The 15,590-nt window shown below is 57.6% G+C and carries 13 protein-coding genes; 3 read left to right on the plus strand and 10 right to left on the minus strand.

Annotated features, from left to right (window positions below; translation table 11 throughout):
- Positions 1-35 precede the first annotated feature (35 nt).
- The 4 genes from glrR to purL all read right to left on the minus strand — a co-directional run bounded on the left by glrR (position 36) and on the right by purL (position 7,972).
- Positions 36-1,373 (minus strand): two-component system response regulator GlrR, encoded by a 1,338-nt coding sequence (glrR, locus tag DD597_RS09565; protein WP_003860687.1) that lies wholly within the window; start codon positions 1,371-1,373, stop codon positions 36-38.
- Positions 1,370-2,122 carry a two-component system QseEF-associated lipoprotein QseG gene (gene qseG / locus DD597_RS09570; RefSeq protein WP_129256124.1) on the minus strand — a complete coding sequence of 251 codons (753 nt, stop codon included), beginning with the start codon at positions 2,120-2,122 and terminating at the stop codon, positions 1,370-1,372. Before qseG ends, glrR begins: the two co-directional genes overlap by 4 nt.
- On the minus strand, positions 2,119-3,552 hold the full coding sequence (qseE, locus tag DD597_RS09575) for a two component system sensor histidine kinase QseE/GlrK (protein WP_032610263.1): 1,434 nt from the start codon (positions 3,550-3,552) through the stop codon (positions 2,119-2,121). Before qseE ends, qseG begins: the two co-directional genes overlap by 4 nt.
- A 532-nt stretch (positions 3,553-4,084) precedes the next feature.
- Complete coding sequence (purL, locus tag DD597_RS09580) at positions 4,085-7,972, minus strand: phosphoribosylformylglycinamidine synthase (protein ID WP_058659561.1); 3,888 nt, start codon at positions 7,970-7,972, stop codon at positions 4,085-4,087.
- 267 nt (positions 7,973-8,239) lie between these two features.
- On the opposite strand from purL, the gene mltF reads away from it, so the two are divergent.
- Positions 8,240-9,790, plus strand: coding sequence for a membrane-bound lytic murein transglycosylase MltF (gene mltF / locus DD597_RS09585; protein ID WP_003860694.1), 1,551 nt, complete (start codon positions 8,240-8,242; stop codon positions 9,788-9,790).
- Here mltF and tadA read toward each other — a convergent pair.
- Genes tadA through murQ form a run of 4 tightly spaced genes read right to left on the minus strand, consistent with a single transcriptional unit; the run spans position 9,678 to position 13,151 of the window.
- The gene (gene tadA / locus DD597_RS09590) at positions 9,678-10,217 is read right to left on the minus strand and encodes a tRNA adenosine(34) deaminase TadA (RefSeq protein ID WP_022651606.1); all 540 of its coding nucleotides are present in this window, start codon (positions 10,215-10,217) and stop codon (positions 9,678-9,680) included. The two genes, mltF and tadA, sit on opposite strands and share 113 nt — an antisense overlap.
- Positions 10,218-10,241: 24 nt before the next feature.
- On the minus strand, positions 10,242-10,877 hold the full coding sequence (gene yfhb, locus DD597_RS09595; RefSeq protein ID WP_003860696.1) for a phosphatidylglycerophosphatase C: 636 nt from the start codon (positions 10,875-10,877) through the stop codon (positions 10,242-10,244).
- Positions 10,878-10,880: 3 nt separating this feature from the next.
- Entirely contained in the window at positions 10,881-12,245 is a 1,365-nt protein-coding gene (locus tag DD597_RS09600; protein WP_129256125.1) for a PTS transporter subunit EIIC, read from the minus strand.
- 9 nt (positions 12,246-12,254) lie between these two features.
- Positions 12,255-13,151, minus strand: coding sequence for an N-acetylmuramic acid 6-phosphate etherase (murQ, locus tag DD597_RS09605; protein WP_003860700.1), 897 nt, complete (start codon positions 13,149-13,151; stop codon positions 12,255-12,257).
- 118 nt (positions 13,152-13,269) lie between these two features.
- Here murQ and DD597_RS09610 point away from each other — a divergent pair, with 118 nt between their 5' ends.
- Both DD597_RS09610 and DD597_RS09615 read left to right on the plus strand, forming a co-directional pair.
- A complete protein-coding gene (locus tag DD597_RS09610) occupies positions 13,270-14,118 on the plus strand; it encodes a MurR/RpiR family transcriptional regulator (RefSeq protein ID WP_003860702.1) in 849 nt (282 codons plus the stop codon).
- A 56-nt stretch (positions 14,119-14,174) separates the two neighbouring features.
- Positions 14,175-14,435, plus strand: coding sequence for a YfhL family 4Fe-4S dicluster ferredoxin (locus DD597_RS09615; RefSeq protein WP_003860704.1), 261 nt, complete (start codon positions 14,175-14,177; stop codon positions 14,433-14,435).
- Here the strand turns inward: DD597_RS09615 and acpS are convergent.
- Together acpS and pdxJ are read right to left on the minus strand one after the other, a co-directional pair.
- Positions 14,432-14,812, minus strand: a complete 381-nt coding sequence (gene acpS / locus DD597_RS09620; RefSeq protein ID WP_003860706.1) for a holo-ACP synthase — start codon at positions 14,810-14,812, stop codon at positions 14,432-14,434. The two genes, DD597_RS09615 and acpS, sit on opposite strands and share 4 nt — an antisense overlap.
- On the minus strand, positions 14,812-15,543 hold the full coding sequence (gene pdxJ, locus DD597_RS09625; RefSeq protein WP_003860707.1) for a pyridoxine 5'-phosphate synthase: 732 nt from the start codon (positions 15,541-15,543) through the stop codon (positions 14,812-14,814). The genes acpS and pdxJ overlap by 1 nt, the downstream gene beginning before the upstream one ends.
- Positions 15,544-15,590 lie beyond the last annotated feature (47 nt).

The following is a 15,590-nucleotide window of genomic DNA, read 5'->3' on the forward strand; positions in this document are numbered from 1 at the left end:
GCTCACAGTATCATATTCAGGCGAATTTTGCGGTATTACTCTTTAAAATCGTTCGCTTCCAGCTCGTGGCGTGAAAGCAATTTATAAAACTCGGTACGGTTACGCCCGGCCATGCGCGCCGCATGGGTTACGTTGCCTTTGGTGATTTGCAGCAGCTTGCGCAGATAGTTCAGCTCGAACTGGTTTCGCGCTTCCGCAAACGTCGGTAAGGCCGTGTTTTCCCCCTCGAGCGCCTGCTCCACCAGCGCATCGCTGATCACCGGCGATGACGTCAGCGCCACGCACTGCTCAATCACGTTCACCAGCTGGCGTACGTTGCCCGGCCAGCTTGCTGTCATCAGGCGTTTCATCGCATCGGTGGAGAACGCGCGCACGAATGGTTTGTGGCGGTCAGCGGCCTGGCGCAAAAGGTGATTTGCCAGCAGCGGGATATCTTCCGCACGCTCGGCCAGCGCCGGGATTTTCAGGTTGACGACATTCAGTCGATAGTAGAGATCTTCGCGGAACTCGTTGCGCGCCATCACCTTGGGCAAATCGCGATGGGTAGCGGAAATAATGCGCACGTTGATATCGATATCGCGGTTGCTGCCAAGCGGACGCACTTTCCGCTCCTGCAACACGCGCAGCAGTTTGACCTGCAACGGCGCGGGCATATCGCCAATTTCATCAAGGAACAGCGTGCCCCCCTCAGCCGCCTGGAACAGCCCTTCACGGCTGCTCACCGCGCCGGTAAAGGCGCCGCGGGCATGGCCGAAGAGCTCAGACTCAAGCAGTTGTTCCGGCAGCGCGCCACAGTTGATGGCAATAAAGGCATTTTTACTGCGTGGGCTGGCGTTGTGGATCGCCTGGGCCAGGATCTCTTTCCCGGTCCCGCTCTGGCCGTTGATCAGCACGCTAACGTCGGATTGCGCCACCATCCGCGCCTGTTCCAGCAGGCGCAGCATCACAGGGCTACGCGTCACGATGGATTCACGCCAGCCGTCGTCGCCGGATGGCGCCGCGTGCTCAAGAGCGCTGTCGATCGCTTTATAGAGGGCGTCTTTATCCACCGGTTTGGTGAGGAAGCTGAATACCCCCTGCTGCGTCGCGGCCACCGCATCAGGAATAGATCCGTGAGCGGTGAGGATAATCACCGGCATCCCGGGCTGCTGCTTCTGGATCTCCGTGAACAGTTGCAGGCCATCCATTTCATCCATGCGCAAATCGCTGATCACCAGATCGATTTTCTCGCGGCTGAGCACTTTCAGCCCCTCCTGCCCGCTTTCAGCGGTGACCACGCTGTAGCCTTCGCTGACCAGACGCATCCCCAGCAGCTTTAACAGCCCGGGATCGTCATCCACCAGTAACAGATGGGCAGGTTTACGGCTTGTCATGGCTTCACATCCTCTTGTTTCGGCGTCTCACTGTCTGGCGTCGTGGCAGAGTTGCCTTTCGACCCATCGGGCAGATAGCTGCCTGCCGGCTTACGCGTCGAGAGCTGTCTTTCGATATCGGTCAGATTTTCAAGCTTGCGGGTGGTGGTTTCCAGCTGCTCGCGCAGCGACTCCTGCTGCTGGCGAAGCGCATCAAGCTCGCTGTCGCTCGACTGCTGCAATTTGCTGTAGCGGAAACGCTCTTCGGACAGCTGTAATTGCAGGGTTTGTCCGTCCCGCCAGAGCTGATAGACCGGGCGCACCTGGGGGGGAATATTGATCACGTAAGTATCCAGCCGCGTCACGTTGGCGCGGCGTTCGACAGGCGTGATTCTGGCATCCGCCATCACGATCCCGCGTTTAAACGCGTCCTGCCAGGTATCATCCATCAGCATCGCCGCCTGGGCACGGGCCTCGGCGGGTGCCAGTCGCTGGCCGCAGTCTATTCCGCGCAGCCAGAACAGCGGATTGGATTCAACATCACGCCCCGACAGGCTCCAGATATCATCGCAACGTGTTGAAAGGAAATCGGCCAGCTGTTTTTGCGGCCATTTATCTTCCTGTTTGTGGCTAATCGCACTTTTTGGTGCATGGGTTACACAGCCGGCCAGCAGTAAGCAGGGCAGGCTGAGGCGCACATTTTTGCTGGAAAACACCGCGCGCAGTGCGCGGTAAAAGACGTGTGACATACTCACCAGGTTGTTATTCATTTCATTGATTTTTCCGGCTCAAGAGGCAGTTCGATACGAAAACAGACATCGGCGCGTTCATCACTCACGATGTTAAGCTCACCCTGCATGCGTCGTATGCAGTCGCGGGCAATACTCAGCCCCAGACCACTTCCTTTTACCGCACCTTTTCGCTGATGACTCCCCTGGAAGAAGGGCTCAAAGATCATCGTTTTTTCATCATCCGGAATCGGGCTTCCCGTATTCGCTACGTCAATAAATACCCGCGAACCGTTGTTATTGCTTCTGATATAAATGGTACCGGATTCAGTACCATAGTGCACCGCATTGGAATAAAGATTATCCAGTACGCTCATTAGGAGCATCGGCTCTGCCAGGCAGGATGGCGCATTGAGATCCACCTGGGTATGCATCATTTTAGCTCTTGCTGGCAGGCTATGGGCGGAGATCACCATGTCCACCAGCGGTTCAATCTCAACGCTTTCAAGCACCACAGCACCATCCGCCAGCTTGCGGTTATAGTCCAGCAGTTGTTCAATAAGTTTTTGTAAATTGCGGCTACTGGCATCCAGAATCGCCACGATCTCTTTTTGCTCAGGGGATAACGGCCCCGCCACTTCGTCTGCCAGCAGCTCCGTGCCTTCACGCATACTGGCCAGCGGTGTTTTGAGTTCGTGTGAGATATGGCGCAGGAACTGGTGACGCTGCGATTCCAGCCACGCCAGGCGTTCAGAAAGCCAGATGATGCGCTGACCGACCGAGCGCAGCTCGCGCGGGCCTTTAAAAACAACCGTATCCCCGAGAGATTTGCCCTCCCCCAGGCGGTTAATCATCCGCTGGATCCCCTTTACCGGGCCGATGATCATGCGGGTAAAGAGCAGTACCAGCCCCAGGCTGACGAGGAACAGCACCAGCGCCTGCCAGCCGAAGAACTGGCCGCGCTCGGCAATCTCCTGCTGGAGTTGTTGACCACGGGAAAAGATAACCGTACGGGTGGACTGCACCATCTCCGTATTGGCGTTCGCGAAGGCTTCAAGTCGGGCGGCGGCGGCGGCATCAGGACCGCTGTTTTTGCACTGGAGCTGCGCCAGATCGTTCAGATCCTGACGCAGCGCCTGATAGAGTTTGTCATCCGGCAAGACCCCGGCATGGGCATCCAGCATTTCGCTGTAGCGTTTACGCTGGTTCTGATAGACCCTCTCCAGCGTACGGTCGTCCAGCACGCAGTACTGGCGATAGCTACGCTCCATCTCCAGCGCGGCGTTGGTCATTGCCTCGCTACGGCGGGCATCAATAAGCGTGGTGCGGTTAGTCAGGGCCGCCTGGGCACTTAACGCATTCAGGCTTTGCCATGCCTGCCACGCCAGAACCAGCAAAGGTAGCAGGATCAGCAGGAAGGCCATCATAACGAGCTGTCGCAGGGAGCGAGGGAAAGCGGGCCAGCGTTTCAACACATTACTCTCATCATCCGGGTTTGAGGAGAGCGTAACTGAGTCTGCCCTTCAGATACAACAAAGCCGGGTAAAAACCCGGCTTTGTCATGGAATAAGGCGGTGCCTAACTCGACGTTTCGCCCTGGCCTGATAAAGCATTGCAATAATCAGTAGTTGGACGGCAGGCACCTTTTTGTGCGTCATTCGAAGTTTATGTAGCACGTCCCGAAGGGGCTGACATAAGAAGGTGAATGAGCCACTGGCTACTATTATGCAACATGCGTGCCAGATTGCAAACTTTGATACTATCCTTATGATTAATAATTGTTTTATTATTAAAATGCATTGATTGTCAGGTGAATGATTTCCAGGCTAAGTGTCGCTATTAAGCAACACCTTAATGGAAACCTGTCCTGCCATAGATAAATCAACAATTTATATGTCTCTTATTGGAGACACTCAATCCAGAGGATTGTCGCAATTTTGCGACAGGTACAAAAAAGCCCGGTGGCGCTCGCGCTTACCGGGCCTACAGTCAGGGCGTTGAAACTTAACCCAGTTGTTTACGCGCGTTGCGGAAAATGCGCATCCACGGGCTGTCCTCGCCCCAGTTTTCCGGGTGCCAGGAGTTGCTCACGGTGCGGAAGACACGCTCCGGGTGCGGCATCATGATGGTCACCCGACCGCTTTCGCTGGTGACCGCGGTAATGCCATTTGCCGAACCGTTTGGGTTAGCCGGATAGGTTTCGGTGACCTTGCCGAAGTTATCAACAAAGCGCAGCGCTACCAGTCCTTTGCTTTCAAGCTGAGCCAGGTGCGCCGCATCACGCATTTCAACCTGACCTTCGCCGTGCGAAACCGCGATTGGCATCTGCGAACCCACCATTCCCTGCAACAGCAGAGACGGGCTTTGGGTTACTTCTACCAGGCTGAAGCGCGCTTCGAAGCGGTCAGACTGGTTACGCACAAAGCGCGGCCAGGCTTCGCTGCCCGGGATCAACTCGCGCAGGTTAGACATCATCTGACAGCCGTTACACACACCCAGCGCCAGCGTCTGCGGACGATGGAAGAAGGTTTCGAACTCGTCACGCACGCGGCTGTTGAACAGAATAGACTTCGCCCAGCCTTCGCCCGCGCCCAGCACGTCACCGTAGGAGAACCCTCCGCAGGCAACCAGCGCCTGGAAATCATCCAGCCCGGTACGCCCGGCCAGCAGGTCGCTCATGTGGACGTCGATGGCGTCAAAGCCCGCCCGGTGGAAGGCCGCCGCCATCTCAACGTGGGAGTTAACGCCCTGCTCGCGCAGCACGGCCACTTTCGGACGCGCACCGGTCGCAATGTACGGCGCGGCAATGTCTTCGTTTATGTCGAAGCTGAGCTTCACGTTCAGGCCAGGATCGTTGTCGTTCGCCTTCGCGTTGTGTTCCTGATCGGCGCATTCCGGGTTGTCACGCAGGCGCTGCATCTGCCAGGTGGTTTCCGCCCACCACATACGCAGCGTGGTGCGGCTTTCGCTGAACACCGCGTGGCCGTCGGCTTCAATCACGAAACGGTCGCCCTGCACCGCTTTACCGAGATAGTGTACGCAGTCTGCCAGACCGTGCTGCGCCAGAATCGCTTCTACCGCGTCGCGATCTGCGGCGCGTACCTGAATGACCGCGCCAAGCTCTTCGTTAAACAGCGCCGCCAGGCGGTCTTCGCCAAGCGTAGCAATGTTTGCTTCAACGCCGCAGTGACCGGTGAAGGCCATCTCTGCCAGCGTCACCAGCAGGCCACCATCGGAACGGTCGTGGTAGGCCAGCAGCTTACGCTGCGCAACCAGCGCCTGAATTGCGTCGTAAAAGCCTTTCAGCTGGGCGACGTCGCGCACGTCGGCTGGCTTATCGCCGAGCTGGCGGTAAACCTGCGCCAGCGCGGTGGCGCCAAGGGCGTTATGGCCTTTGCCGAGGTCAATCAACAGCAGGGCGTTATCTTCAGTGGAAAGCTGCGGCGTAACGGTATGACGTACGTCTTCCACGCGCGCAAACGCGGTGATCACCAGCGACAGCGGAGAGGTCATCTCGCGCTGCTCGTTACCTTCCTGCCAGCGGGTTTTCATCGACATGGAGTCTTTACCCACCGGAATGGTCAGGCCGAGCGCAGGACACAGTTCCTCACCCACCGCTTTCACGGCTTCATACAGGCCGGCGTCTTCACCAGGGTGACCGGCGGCGGCCATCCAGTTCGCGGAAAGTTTGATACGTTTGATGTCGCCAATCTGCGTCGCCGCGATGTTGGTCAGCGCTTCACCAACCGCCAGTCGTGCAGAGGCGGCGAAGTCCAGCAGCGCCACTGGGGTGCGTTCGCCCAGCGCCATCGCTTCGCCGTAGTAGCTGTCGAGGCTCGCGGTGGTCACGGCGCAGTTAGCGACCGGGATCTGCCACGGGCCAACCATCTGATCGCGGGATACCATACCGGTCACGGTGCGGTCGCCGATGGTCACCAGGAAGGTTTTCTCTGCCACAGCAGGCAGGTGCAGCACGCGGTTAACCGCTTCTGCCACGGTGATGCCCTGGCGATCCAGCGCTTTGCCCGCCGCTTTGCGAGTCTGCACGTCGCGGGTCATCTTCGGCGTTTTGCCGAGCAGCACGTCCAGCGGCAGATCGATCGGCTGGTTGTCAAAGTGGGTGTCGCTTAAGGAAAGGTGCTGCTCTTCGGTCGCTTCACCGATGACCGCATACGGCGCGCGCTCGCGGCGGCACAGCTCGTCAAACAGCGGCAGCTGATCGGCGGCAACCGCCAGCACGTAGCGCTCCTGGGATTCGTTACACCAGATTTCCAGCGGGCTCATACCCGGCTCATCGCTCAGGATATCGCGCAGGTTGAAGCGTCCGCCGCGACCGCCGTCGCTCACCAGCTCAGGCATAGCGTTGGACAGGCCGCCCGCTCCCACGTCGTGGATAAAGAGAATCGGGTTAGCATCGCCCAGCTGCCAGCAGCGGTCGATCACTTCCTGGCAGCGACGCTCCATCTCAGGGTTGTCACGCTGCACGGAGGCGAAATCGAGATCCGCATCAGACTGGCCGGAGGCCATCGAAGAGGCCGCACCGCCGCCCAGACCGATGTTCATCGCCGGGCCGCCGAGCACGATCAGCTTCGCGCCGACGACGATCTCGCCTTTCTGCACGTGATCGGCACGGATGTTGCCGATCCCGCCCGCCAGCATGATCGGTTTGTGGTAGCCGCGCAGCTCTTCGCCGTTGTGGCTGTCCACTTTCTCTTCATAGGTACGGAAGTAACCGTTCAGCGCCGGACGACCAAATTCGTTGTTAAACGCCGCGCCGCCCAGCGGGCCTTCGGTCATGATATCCAGCGCGGTCACGATGCGCTCTGGCTTGCCGAAATCTTCTTCCCACGGCTGTTCAAAGCCCGGGATACGCAGGTTGGAGACGGAGAAACCGACCAGACCCGCTTTTGGTTTCGCGCCGCGACCGGTCGCCCCTTCGTCACGGATTTCACCGCCGGAGCCGGTCGCCGCACCCGGCCATGGGGAGATCGCCGTCGGGTGGTTGTGGGTTTCCACTTTCATCAGGATATGCGCGGGCTCCTGATGGAAGTCATAGCGCCCTGCTTCGCGATCGGCGAAGAAGCGGCCCACCTCGGAACCTTCCATCACCGCGGCGTTGTCTTTATAGGCAGACAGCACGTGGTCAGGGGTTTGCTCCATGGTGTTTTTGATCATTTTGAACAGCGACTTCGGCTGCTGTTCGCCGTCGATAATCCAGTCGGCGTTGAAAATCTTGTGGCGGCAGTGCTCGGAGTTGGCCTGCGCGAACATATACAGTTCGATGTCGTTCGGGTTGCGATTCAGCTTAACGAATGCATCCTGAAGGTAGTCGATTTCATCCTCTGCGAGTGCCAGACCAAGACGCAGGTTTGCGTCAATCAGCGCCTGACGGCCCTGCCCCAGCAGATCCACGCTCTGTACCGGCGCAGGCTGATGGTGGGAGAACAGTTTCTGCGCATCATCCAGAGAGTCAAACACGCTCTCCATCATGCGGTCGTGCAGTTCAGCCGCAACCGCCTGCCACTGCGCGTCGCTCAGGGTAGAGGCTTCCACGTAGTACGCCACACCGCGCTCCAGACGGTTAATCTGGTTCAGGCCGCAGTTGTGAGCGATGTCTGTTGCTTTGGAAGACCAGGGGGAGATGGTGCCAGGGCGTGGCGTGGCGAGGATTAATTTGCCGGTCGGCGTATGGCTGCTCAGGCTTGGGCCATATTTAAGCAGACGTTCCAGCTGTACGCGCTCCTCTGCATTCAGGGGGGCATTCAGGTCAGCAAAATGGACATACTCAGCGTAAATATTGCTTACCGGAAGGTCGGCCGCCTGAAAACGTGCCAGCAGTTTGGTAATACGGAAGGCAGACAGTGCAGGCGAACCACGCAGAATTTCCATCATAAGTCTCTCGTCTTCGAAGCGCCGGGGCGCTTACAGTGTGCGCAAGGGGGGGAAACGGGCGTCATTATAGAGAATCCTGAGCGCCGACGAAACCGTTTGCGTCGAAATAAAATCAACCTTTATGTTTAACAATAGATGTGACCTGTCTCTCTAATTGGTTGCCAACTGGCGCTACTTTGCGCAAAATGCCGCTCAATCAATGGCAAACTCTACTCTTAACATGACTACAGCACACTGAGGCAACCGGCGTCGCAGAGAATTAACTAATTGAAAAAATTAAAGATTAATTATCTGCTCATCGGCATTGTTACGTTGCTGCTGGCAGTGGCCCTCTGGCCGTCTATCCCCTGGTTCGGCAAGGCCGAAAACCGTATCGCCGCCATTCAGGAGCGGGGGGAGTTGCGCGTCAGTACCCTCTCCTCCCCGCTTATTTACGACGATATCAACGGTAAAACCATCGGTCTTGATTACGAACTGGCACAGCTGTTTGCGGACTATCTGGGCGTGAAGCTGAAAGTTACCGTGCGGCAGAACATCAACCAGCTGTTTGATGATTTGGACCATGACCGTGCCGATATTCTCGCCGCAGGTCTGGTGTACAACAGCGAACGCAGCAAAAACTATCAGCCGGGCCCGACCTACTACTCCGTGTCGCAGCAGGTGGTTTATCGTGTGGGTAGCCTGCGCCCGCGCTCACTGGCCGACATCACCGACCAGCAATTGACCATTGCGCCAGGCCATGTGGTGATTGACGATCTGCGGGCGTTGAAAGAGAAAAAATACCCTAACCTCAGCTGGAGGGTCGATCCTAAACTCGGCACGACCGAATTGCTGGAGCAGGTAAAAGATAAAAAGCTGGCCTATACCATTGCTGATTCGGTGGCGATCAGTCTTTTCCAGCGCGTTCATCCTGAAATCGCCGTGGCGCTGGATGTGACCGACGAACAGCCGGTGACCTGGTTTACCCAGCTGGACGACGATCAAACCGTCTCTGCGGCCATGCTCGATTTCTTTAATTCCATCAATGAAGACGGCACCCTGGCGCGTCTGGAAGAGAAATATCTCGGTCACGGGGACGATTTTGATTACGTTGACACCCGCACCTTCCTGCGCGCGGTGGACAGCGTGCTGCCGGACCTGCAACCGCTGTTTGAGAAGTACGCCCAGGAGATTGACTGGAAGCTGCTGGCGGCAATTTCCTACCAGGAATCGCACTGGGATGCTCAGGCCACCTCCCCCACGGGCGTGCGCGGGTTGATGATGCTCACCAAAAATACCGCCCAGAGCCTCGGCATCAGCGACCGGACCGATGCGGAACAGAGCATCAGCGGCGGCGCGCAGTATTTACAGGATATGATGGCGAAAGTGCCGGAGACGGTCCCGGAAGGGGAGCGGATCTGGTTTGCGCTGGCCGCCTATAACATGGGGTATGCGCATATGCTCGACGCGCGGGCGCTGACGGCGAAAACCAAAGGTAACCCGGACAGTTGGTCAGATGTAAAACAGCGCCTGCCGCTGCTTAGCCAGAAACAGTGGTACCAGAAGCTGACGTATGGCTATGCGCGCGGCCATGAAGCGTATGCCTACGTGGAAAATATTCGTAAGTATCAGATAAGCCTGGTGGGATATCTGCTGGAGAAAGAAAAAGAGGCGGCCGAGGCGCAACAGCTGGCTGAAAGCTATCCGGTGGTCGCACCGGAAGAGCTTAATCACCCTGCGGTTTCAATTCTGCCTTTTGTTGCTTTTTCTGCTGCCGACGCATTCGAAAAAAGTCACTTAACAGACCCGAACATTCTGGTGCAAGTACCCCGCCGATAGTTTTCACCTGGTGGTTCATCCCCGGATGCCCAAGTACGTCCATCAGTGAACCAGCAGCGCCCGTCTTTTCATCCCGCGCGCCAAACACCAGCGTACCGATTCGGCTGTGCACCATCGCCCCGGAGCACATTACGCACGGCTCAAGGGTGACATACAGGGTGGTATCAAGCAGACGATAGTTTTGCAGCACCAGTCCGCCCTGACGCAGCGCCATAATTTCAGCATGCGCGGTAGGATCGTGACGGCCAATCGGACGGTTCCACCCTTCCCCAATCACCTGATTGTTATGGACCAGTACCGCGCCCACGGGCACTTCGCCCTCTTCCCAGGCGCGCTGAGCCAGCGCCAGCGCATGGCGCATCCAGTATTCATGATTGTGTTCAGGGTTGGACAAGGGCTGATACTCCAGTCGAAAAGCGGGCGGCATTATACACAGCCGGTACAGATAAGACTATTCGAGTTGCTGAAGTTCGCCCAGAGGCGTGACGCGCCAGCGGTGCTGACAAAAATAGAGCAGCGGGTTGTCCTGCTTGCTGTCGCTGTAGCCGCTGTACAGACGCAGCGGCGTACCGATGCGTTTCTCCAGCTGCACCACTTTTTCATGTCCGAGGCAGCGCAGGGTGAGCACCCAGCCGCCGTAGCCGCGCGCGATCTGCGTGGCGATAAGATTTACGCGCGGCAACCAGGGCGTATCAAAATAGACTTGCTCCACCAGCGTCTGCGGGGAGCCAGTAATCAGCCAGATATCGGCATCATTGGCGTCGAGATAGCTGGTCAGGCGCGCCTGTACCACGGGAAACGCGGCGACGTGCCCGCGAAACCAGTGCGCAAAATCCTGTTCGAGCTGCTTGAGGCGCGCTTCGCTATGACCAAACGTGCATCCCCAGAGCAGCAGGCTCATCGGCCAGCGCGCTGCACGGCCTTTCACCAGCAGCGCGATGCCAATAACGGGTAACAGGGGTAATACCAGCAACGCGTTAAGGGGCTGGCGCCGCAGCAGGTAGCGCATAAAGGTGCCGAACATATCCTGCTGATGCAGCGTTCCATCCAGATCAAAAAAGACAACGCGACGCTCGTGACTGGCCAAACCTTACTCCTCTGGGTCGTTGAATCCTAACAGCCAGGTAAACAGGAACCCGGCGATCACCGCTACCAGATAGCCTAACAGATAGAGCATCACTTTTCCGGTCACGATGGTTAATGCCAGCGGTAACCCGGAGATCCCGAAGGTAATGACGGTCGCCACTTTCCAGTAGCTGATTAACGCCCCGCCCACTGCGCCACCGAGACAGGCGGCCAGGAACGGCTTACCCAGCGGCAAGGTCACGCCGAAAATCAGCGGCTCGCCGATACCGAGCAACCCGACCGGCAGCGCCCCTTTAATGACCTTTTTTAAACGCGCGTTGCGGGTTTTCATCAGCACCGCGATGGCCGCGCCGACCTGCCCAACGCCCGCCATCGACAGGATCGGCAGCAGGGCGTTATAGCCGTGCGCCTGTACCAGTTCGACGTGAATCGGCACCAGCCCCTGATGCAGACCGGTCAGCACTAACGGCAGGAAGGTCCCGGACAGCACGGCCCCCAACAGCAGCCCGCCGCGATCGATCGCCAGAGACGCGCCGTGGGCGATGGCTTCAGAGATCGCGCCGCCTAACGGTTGCAGCGCCACAATCGCCACGCTCCCGGTAATCAATGTGGTCAGCAGCGGGTTGAGGATCAGTTCAATCGAGCCTGGCAGCAACGCGCGTAGCTTTTTCTCAATCCAGCACATCAGAATGACCACCAGCAGCACGGCAATCACCCCACCGCGGCCAGGCTGAAGCGCCTCGCCAAACAGCGTAATCTGCGCCAGCTGCGGGCTGGAGAGGATACCCGCCATTACGCCGCCCATCGCCAGCGAGCCGCCGAACACTTTGGCCGTGTTCACCCCCACCAGAATATTCATGATGGCAAACACCGCGCTGCCGAAAATCGCCAGAATACCCAGCAGGTTCGGATACTGGGTGGCGAAATTCCCGACAATATCCGGACGCTTGAGGATATTGATAATCCCGGAGATCAGCCCCGACGCGATAAACGCCGGGATAAGAGGAATAAAGACGTTTGCCAGCTGGCGCAGCGCATCGCTCATGGGGGCTTTGTATTTGGCTTTCGCCTGCGCTTTGGTGCGTTCCGCGTCGTCAAAGGTGGGAGCCGTTTCACTGCCCGTCATCAGGGCGCGCATGGCATCAACCACCTGCGCCGCTTTGCCCGGACCGACAATCAGCTGGTGCTGTTGCCCCTGTTTAACGTACCCGCTCACGCCGGGGAGCTGCTTCAGGCGCGTTAAATCAAGCTTTTCGTCGTTGTACACCTCGACGCGTACACGCGTCATGCAGTTTTCCAGACGCTGAATATTTTTTTCCCCACCGATCCCAAGCAGGATGTCGCTGGCGAGCGCTGCTGTTTTGTCCATAAACGCCTCTTATTGATGTTCTAATGCCGCCCGTAAAAACCCGTGATGGGCTTCAAGCCTGGCTCTGGCCGCGGCTGCATCCAGCCCGGTTAATATCATCAGAATGGCGGGTTTTACATCGTGATCGGTCTGCTGAAGCACCTTTTCCGCCTCTTCACGACTGGCGCCTGTCGCTTCCATCACCATGCGGCAGGCTCTGTCCACCAGCTTGACGTTGGTGGCCTGCATATCCACCATCAGGTTTTGGTAGACCTTGCCAAATTTCACCATCGCGCCGGTGGAGATCATATTGAGCACCAGCTTCTGTGCGGTTCCGGATTTCAGGCGCGTGGAGCCGGTGAGCGCTTCCGGCCCGACGACCGGAGAGATGGCAATGGCGGCCACCTGCGCAATCGGCGAACCCGGGTTACAGGAGATGGCCACCGTGGTACATCCCGTCTGTCTGGCGTATTCCAGCCCACCAATGACGTACGGCGTACGACCAGAAGCCGCCAGCCCGACGACCAGATCCTGCGCGGTCAGGTTCAGCGCCCTGAGATCGTCTTCCCCAAGCTGTTTATTGTCTTCTGCCCCTTCCACCGCTTTCAGCAGCGCGCCGGGGCCACCGGCAATCAGGCCAACGACCAGACCGTGCGGAACGCCAAATGTCGGGGGACATTCTGAGGCATCCAGCACACCGAGGCGCCCACTGGTACCCGCCCCCATATAAATAATGCGTCCTCCTGCTTTCAGAGCGTCGGCAGCGGCGTCTACGGCTTTCGCCACCTCGGGCAATGTCTCTTTGACTGCCAGCGCGACGAGGGTATCCTGTTGATTAAAGCGGTTTACCAGCTCCAGCGTGGACAGTGCATCAAGATCCATGGTTTGCGGGTTACGCGTTTCAGAAACAAGAGAGCCTAGATTCATGTTATTTACCTCTGGAATTTTTAATTCATAATAAACGCACTATAATGGAATATAAAATTCATTCAGGCGAGCATAATTCGTATTTGCGCAGGTAATCACATTTTCGCCAGGAGACCGTATGAACTGTTTAATTCGTATTCGCCAGCGCTACGCAGGGTTTGCCCAGAGTGACAAAAAGCTGGCGGATTATTTACTTTCCCAGCCCGATCGCGCGCGACACCTCAGCTCCCAGCAGCTGGCAGGTGAAGCCGGGGTGAGCCAGTCGAGCGTGGTGAAATTTGCCCAGAAGATAGGCTATAAAGGCTTTCCGGCGCTAAAACTGGCGATCAGTGAAGCACTGGTAAGCAACCCTAATCCGCAGTCAATGCCGGTGCATAACCAGATCCGCGGCGACGATCCGATGCGTCTGGTCGGCGAAAAGCTGATCAAGGAGAACGTGGCGGCAATGCATGCCACGCTGGATGTGAACACGGAAGAGAAGCTGCTGGAAAGCGTAGCCATGCTTCGCGACGCGCGGCGTATTGTATTGACCGGGATCGGTGCCTCCGGACTGGTTGCGCGTAACTTTGGCTGGAAGCTGACAAAAATCGGCTATAACGCCATCGTTGAACAGGATATGCACGCGCTGCTGGCGACCGTGCAGGCCATGGATCCTGACGATTTACTGCTGGCCATCTCCTATTCCGGCGAGCGCCGTGAAATTAATATGGCTACCGACGAAGCCCTGCGCGTAGGAGGAAAAATTCTGGCCATTACTGGCTTCAGCCCGAATGCGCTCCAGCAGCGGGCCACCCGCTGTCTGTATACCATCGCCGAGGAACAGGCCACTCGCAGCGCGGCGATTTCGTCGACGAGTGCGCAGATGATGCTGACGGACCTGCTGTTTATGGCGCTGGTTCAGCAGGATCTGGAGCGTGCGCCAGAGCGTATTCGTCACAGCGAAGAGCTGGTAAAAAAACTGGTTTGAACAACGAATGAGCGTATAATGCCCGCCCTGTTTGTGATGTTTCTGAGAATTTCCTGATGGCGCTGTTAATCACCAAAAAATGCATCAACTGCGATATGTGCGAACCCGAATGCCCGAACGAGGCGATTTCGATGGGCGACAGCATTTATGAGATTAACAGCGACCGCTGCACCGAGTGCATTGGCCACTATGAGACGCCGACCTGCCAGAAGGTGTGCCCCATTCCCAATACGATCTTAAAAGATCCGGCACATGTCGAGAACGAAGAACAGCTGTGGGATAAGTTTGTCCTGATGCACCATGCGGACAAAATTTAACCTTCGATAATCACCGTCGCACAGGCGTAGTGGCGTTCATCTGCAAGCGTTACGTGCATGTGCGCCACGCCCAGCTTTTCCGCCAGCTTAAGCGCCTCGCCCCATAAACGCAGACGTGGCTTACCCAGCTCATCGTTAAACACTTCAAACTGGTTAAACGCCAGGCCGTTACGAATGCCCGTGCCGAACGCTTTCGCCGCCGCCTCTTTTACCGCGAAACGCTTTGCCAGAAAGCGCACCGGCTGCTGATGCGCCTCCCAGATAGCCCATTCGTTATCGCTCAGCACGCGTCTTGCGAGGCGATCGCCGCTCCGGGCGATCACCGCTTCGATGCGGGCTATTTCAACGATGTCGGTGCCTAAGCCCAGAATAGCCATTACTGACGCGCTTCCAGCATCAGGCGCTTCATCTCGGAAACCGCTTCTTTCAGGCCGCTCATCACCGCACGACCAATAATGGCGTGGCCGATGTTCAGCTCGTGCATTTCCGGCAGGGCAGCGATGGCTTTTACGTTGTGATAGGTCAGGCCGTGACCGGCGTTAACCTTCAGTCCCAGGCTCGCGGCGTAGGTTGCCGCTTTGGCGATCCGCTCCAGCTCTTTCGCCTGCGCTGCGTCGTTTTCAGCATCGGCATAGCAGCCGGTGTGAATTTCAATATACGGCGCGCCCACGTCGGCAGCGGCTTTAATCTGGGTGAAATCGGCGTCGATAAACAGTGAAACCAGGATACCGGCATCCGCCAGGCGTTTGCAGGCATCGCGCATTTTGTCGAGCTGCCCGGCCACATCCAGACCGCCTTCGGTGGTCACTTCCTGTCGTTTTTCCGGCACCAGGCAGCAGAAATGCGGCTTCGTATCGCAGGCAATCGTCAGCATCTCTTCCGTTACTGCCATCTCCAGATTCATGCGGGTATCCAGCGTCTGGCGCAGGATACGCACGTCGCGATCGGTGATGTGGCGACGGTCTTCACGCAGATGGACGGTAATGCCGTCCGCCCCAGCCTGCTCGGCGATAAACGCCGCCTGAACCGGATCCGGATACGCCGTGCCGCGCGCGTTGCGCAGGGTGGCAATGTGGTCGATGTTGACGCCTAACAGTAATTCAGCCATGACAATCCTCGGTATTTTTGTTCATTTACCTTCTCCCTCTCCCTCCG

Origin of the sequence: Enterobacter cloacae complex sp. 677-3DZ2D5B (assembly GCF_004136695.1) — a bacterium.
In the GTDB taxonomy this organism is placed as follows: domain Bacteria; phylum Pseudomonadota; class Gammaproteobacteria; order Enterobacterales; family Enterobacteriaceae; genus Enterobacter; species Enterobacter hormaechei_C.

Bases quoted from the DNA above. Each gene is read 5' to 3' on its own strand.
- glrR (WP_003860687.1), bottom strand. From the start codon at position 1,373: ATGACAAGCCGTAAACCTGCCCATCTGTTACTGGTGGATGACGATCCC.
- qseG (WP_129256124.1), bottom strand. From the start codon at position 2,122: ATGAATAACAACCTGGTGAGTATGTCACACGTCTTTTACCGCGCACTG.
- purL (WP_058659561.1), bottom strand. From the start codon at position 7,972: ATGATGGAAATTCTGCGTGGTTCGCCTGCACTGTCTGCCTTCCGTATT.
- tadA (WP_022651606.1), bottom strand. From the start codon at position 10,217: ATGCCGCCCGCTTTTCGACTGGAGTATCAGCCCTTGTCCAACCCTGAA.
- DD597_RS09600 (WP_129256125.1), bottom strand. From the start codon at position 12,245: ATGGACAAAACAGCAGCGCTCGCCAGCGACATCCTGCTTGGGATCGGT.
- murQ (WP_003860700.1), bottom strand. From the start codon at position 13,151: ATGAATCTAGGCTCTCTTGTTTCTGAAACGCGTAACCCGCAAACCATG.
- DD597_RS09610 (WP_003860702.1), top strand. From the start codon at position 13,270: ATGAACTGTTTAATTCGTATTCGCCAGCGCTACGCAGGGTTTGCCCAG.
- DD597_RS09615 (WP_003860704.1), top strand. From the start codon at position 14,175: ATGGCGCTGTTAATCACCAAAAAATGCATCAACTGCGATATGTGCGAA.
- acpS (WP_003860706.1), bottom strand. From the start codon at position 14,812: ATGGCTATTCTGGGCTTAGGCACCGACATCGTTGAAATAGCCCGCATC.
- pdxJ (WP_003860707.1), bottom strand. From the start codon at position 15,543: ATGGCTGAATTACTGTTAGGCGTCAACATCGACCACATTGCCACCCTG.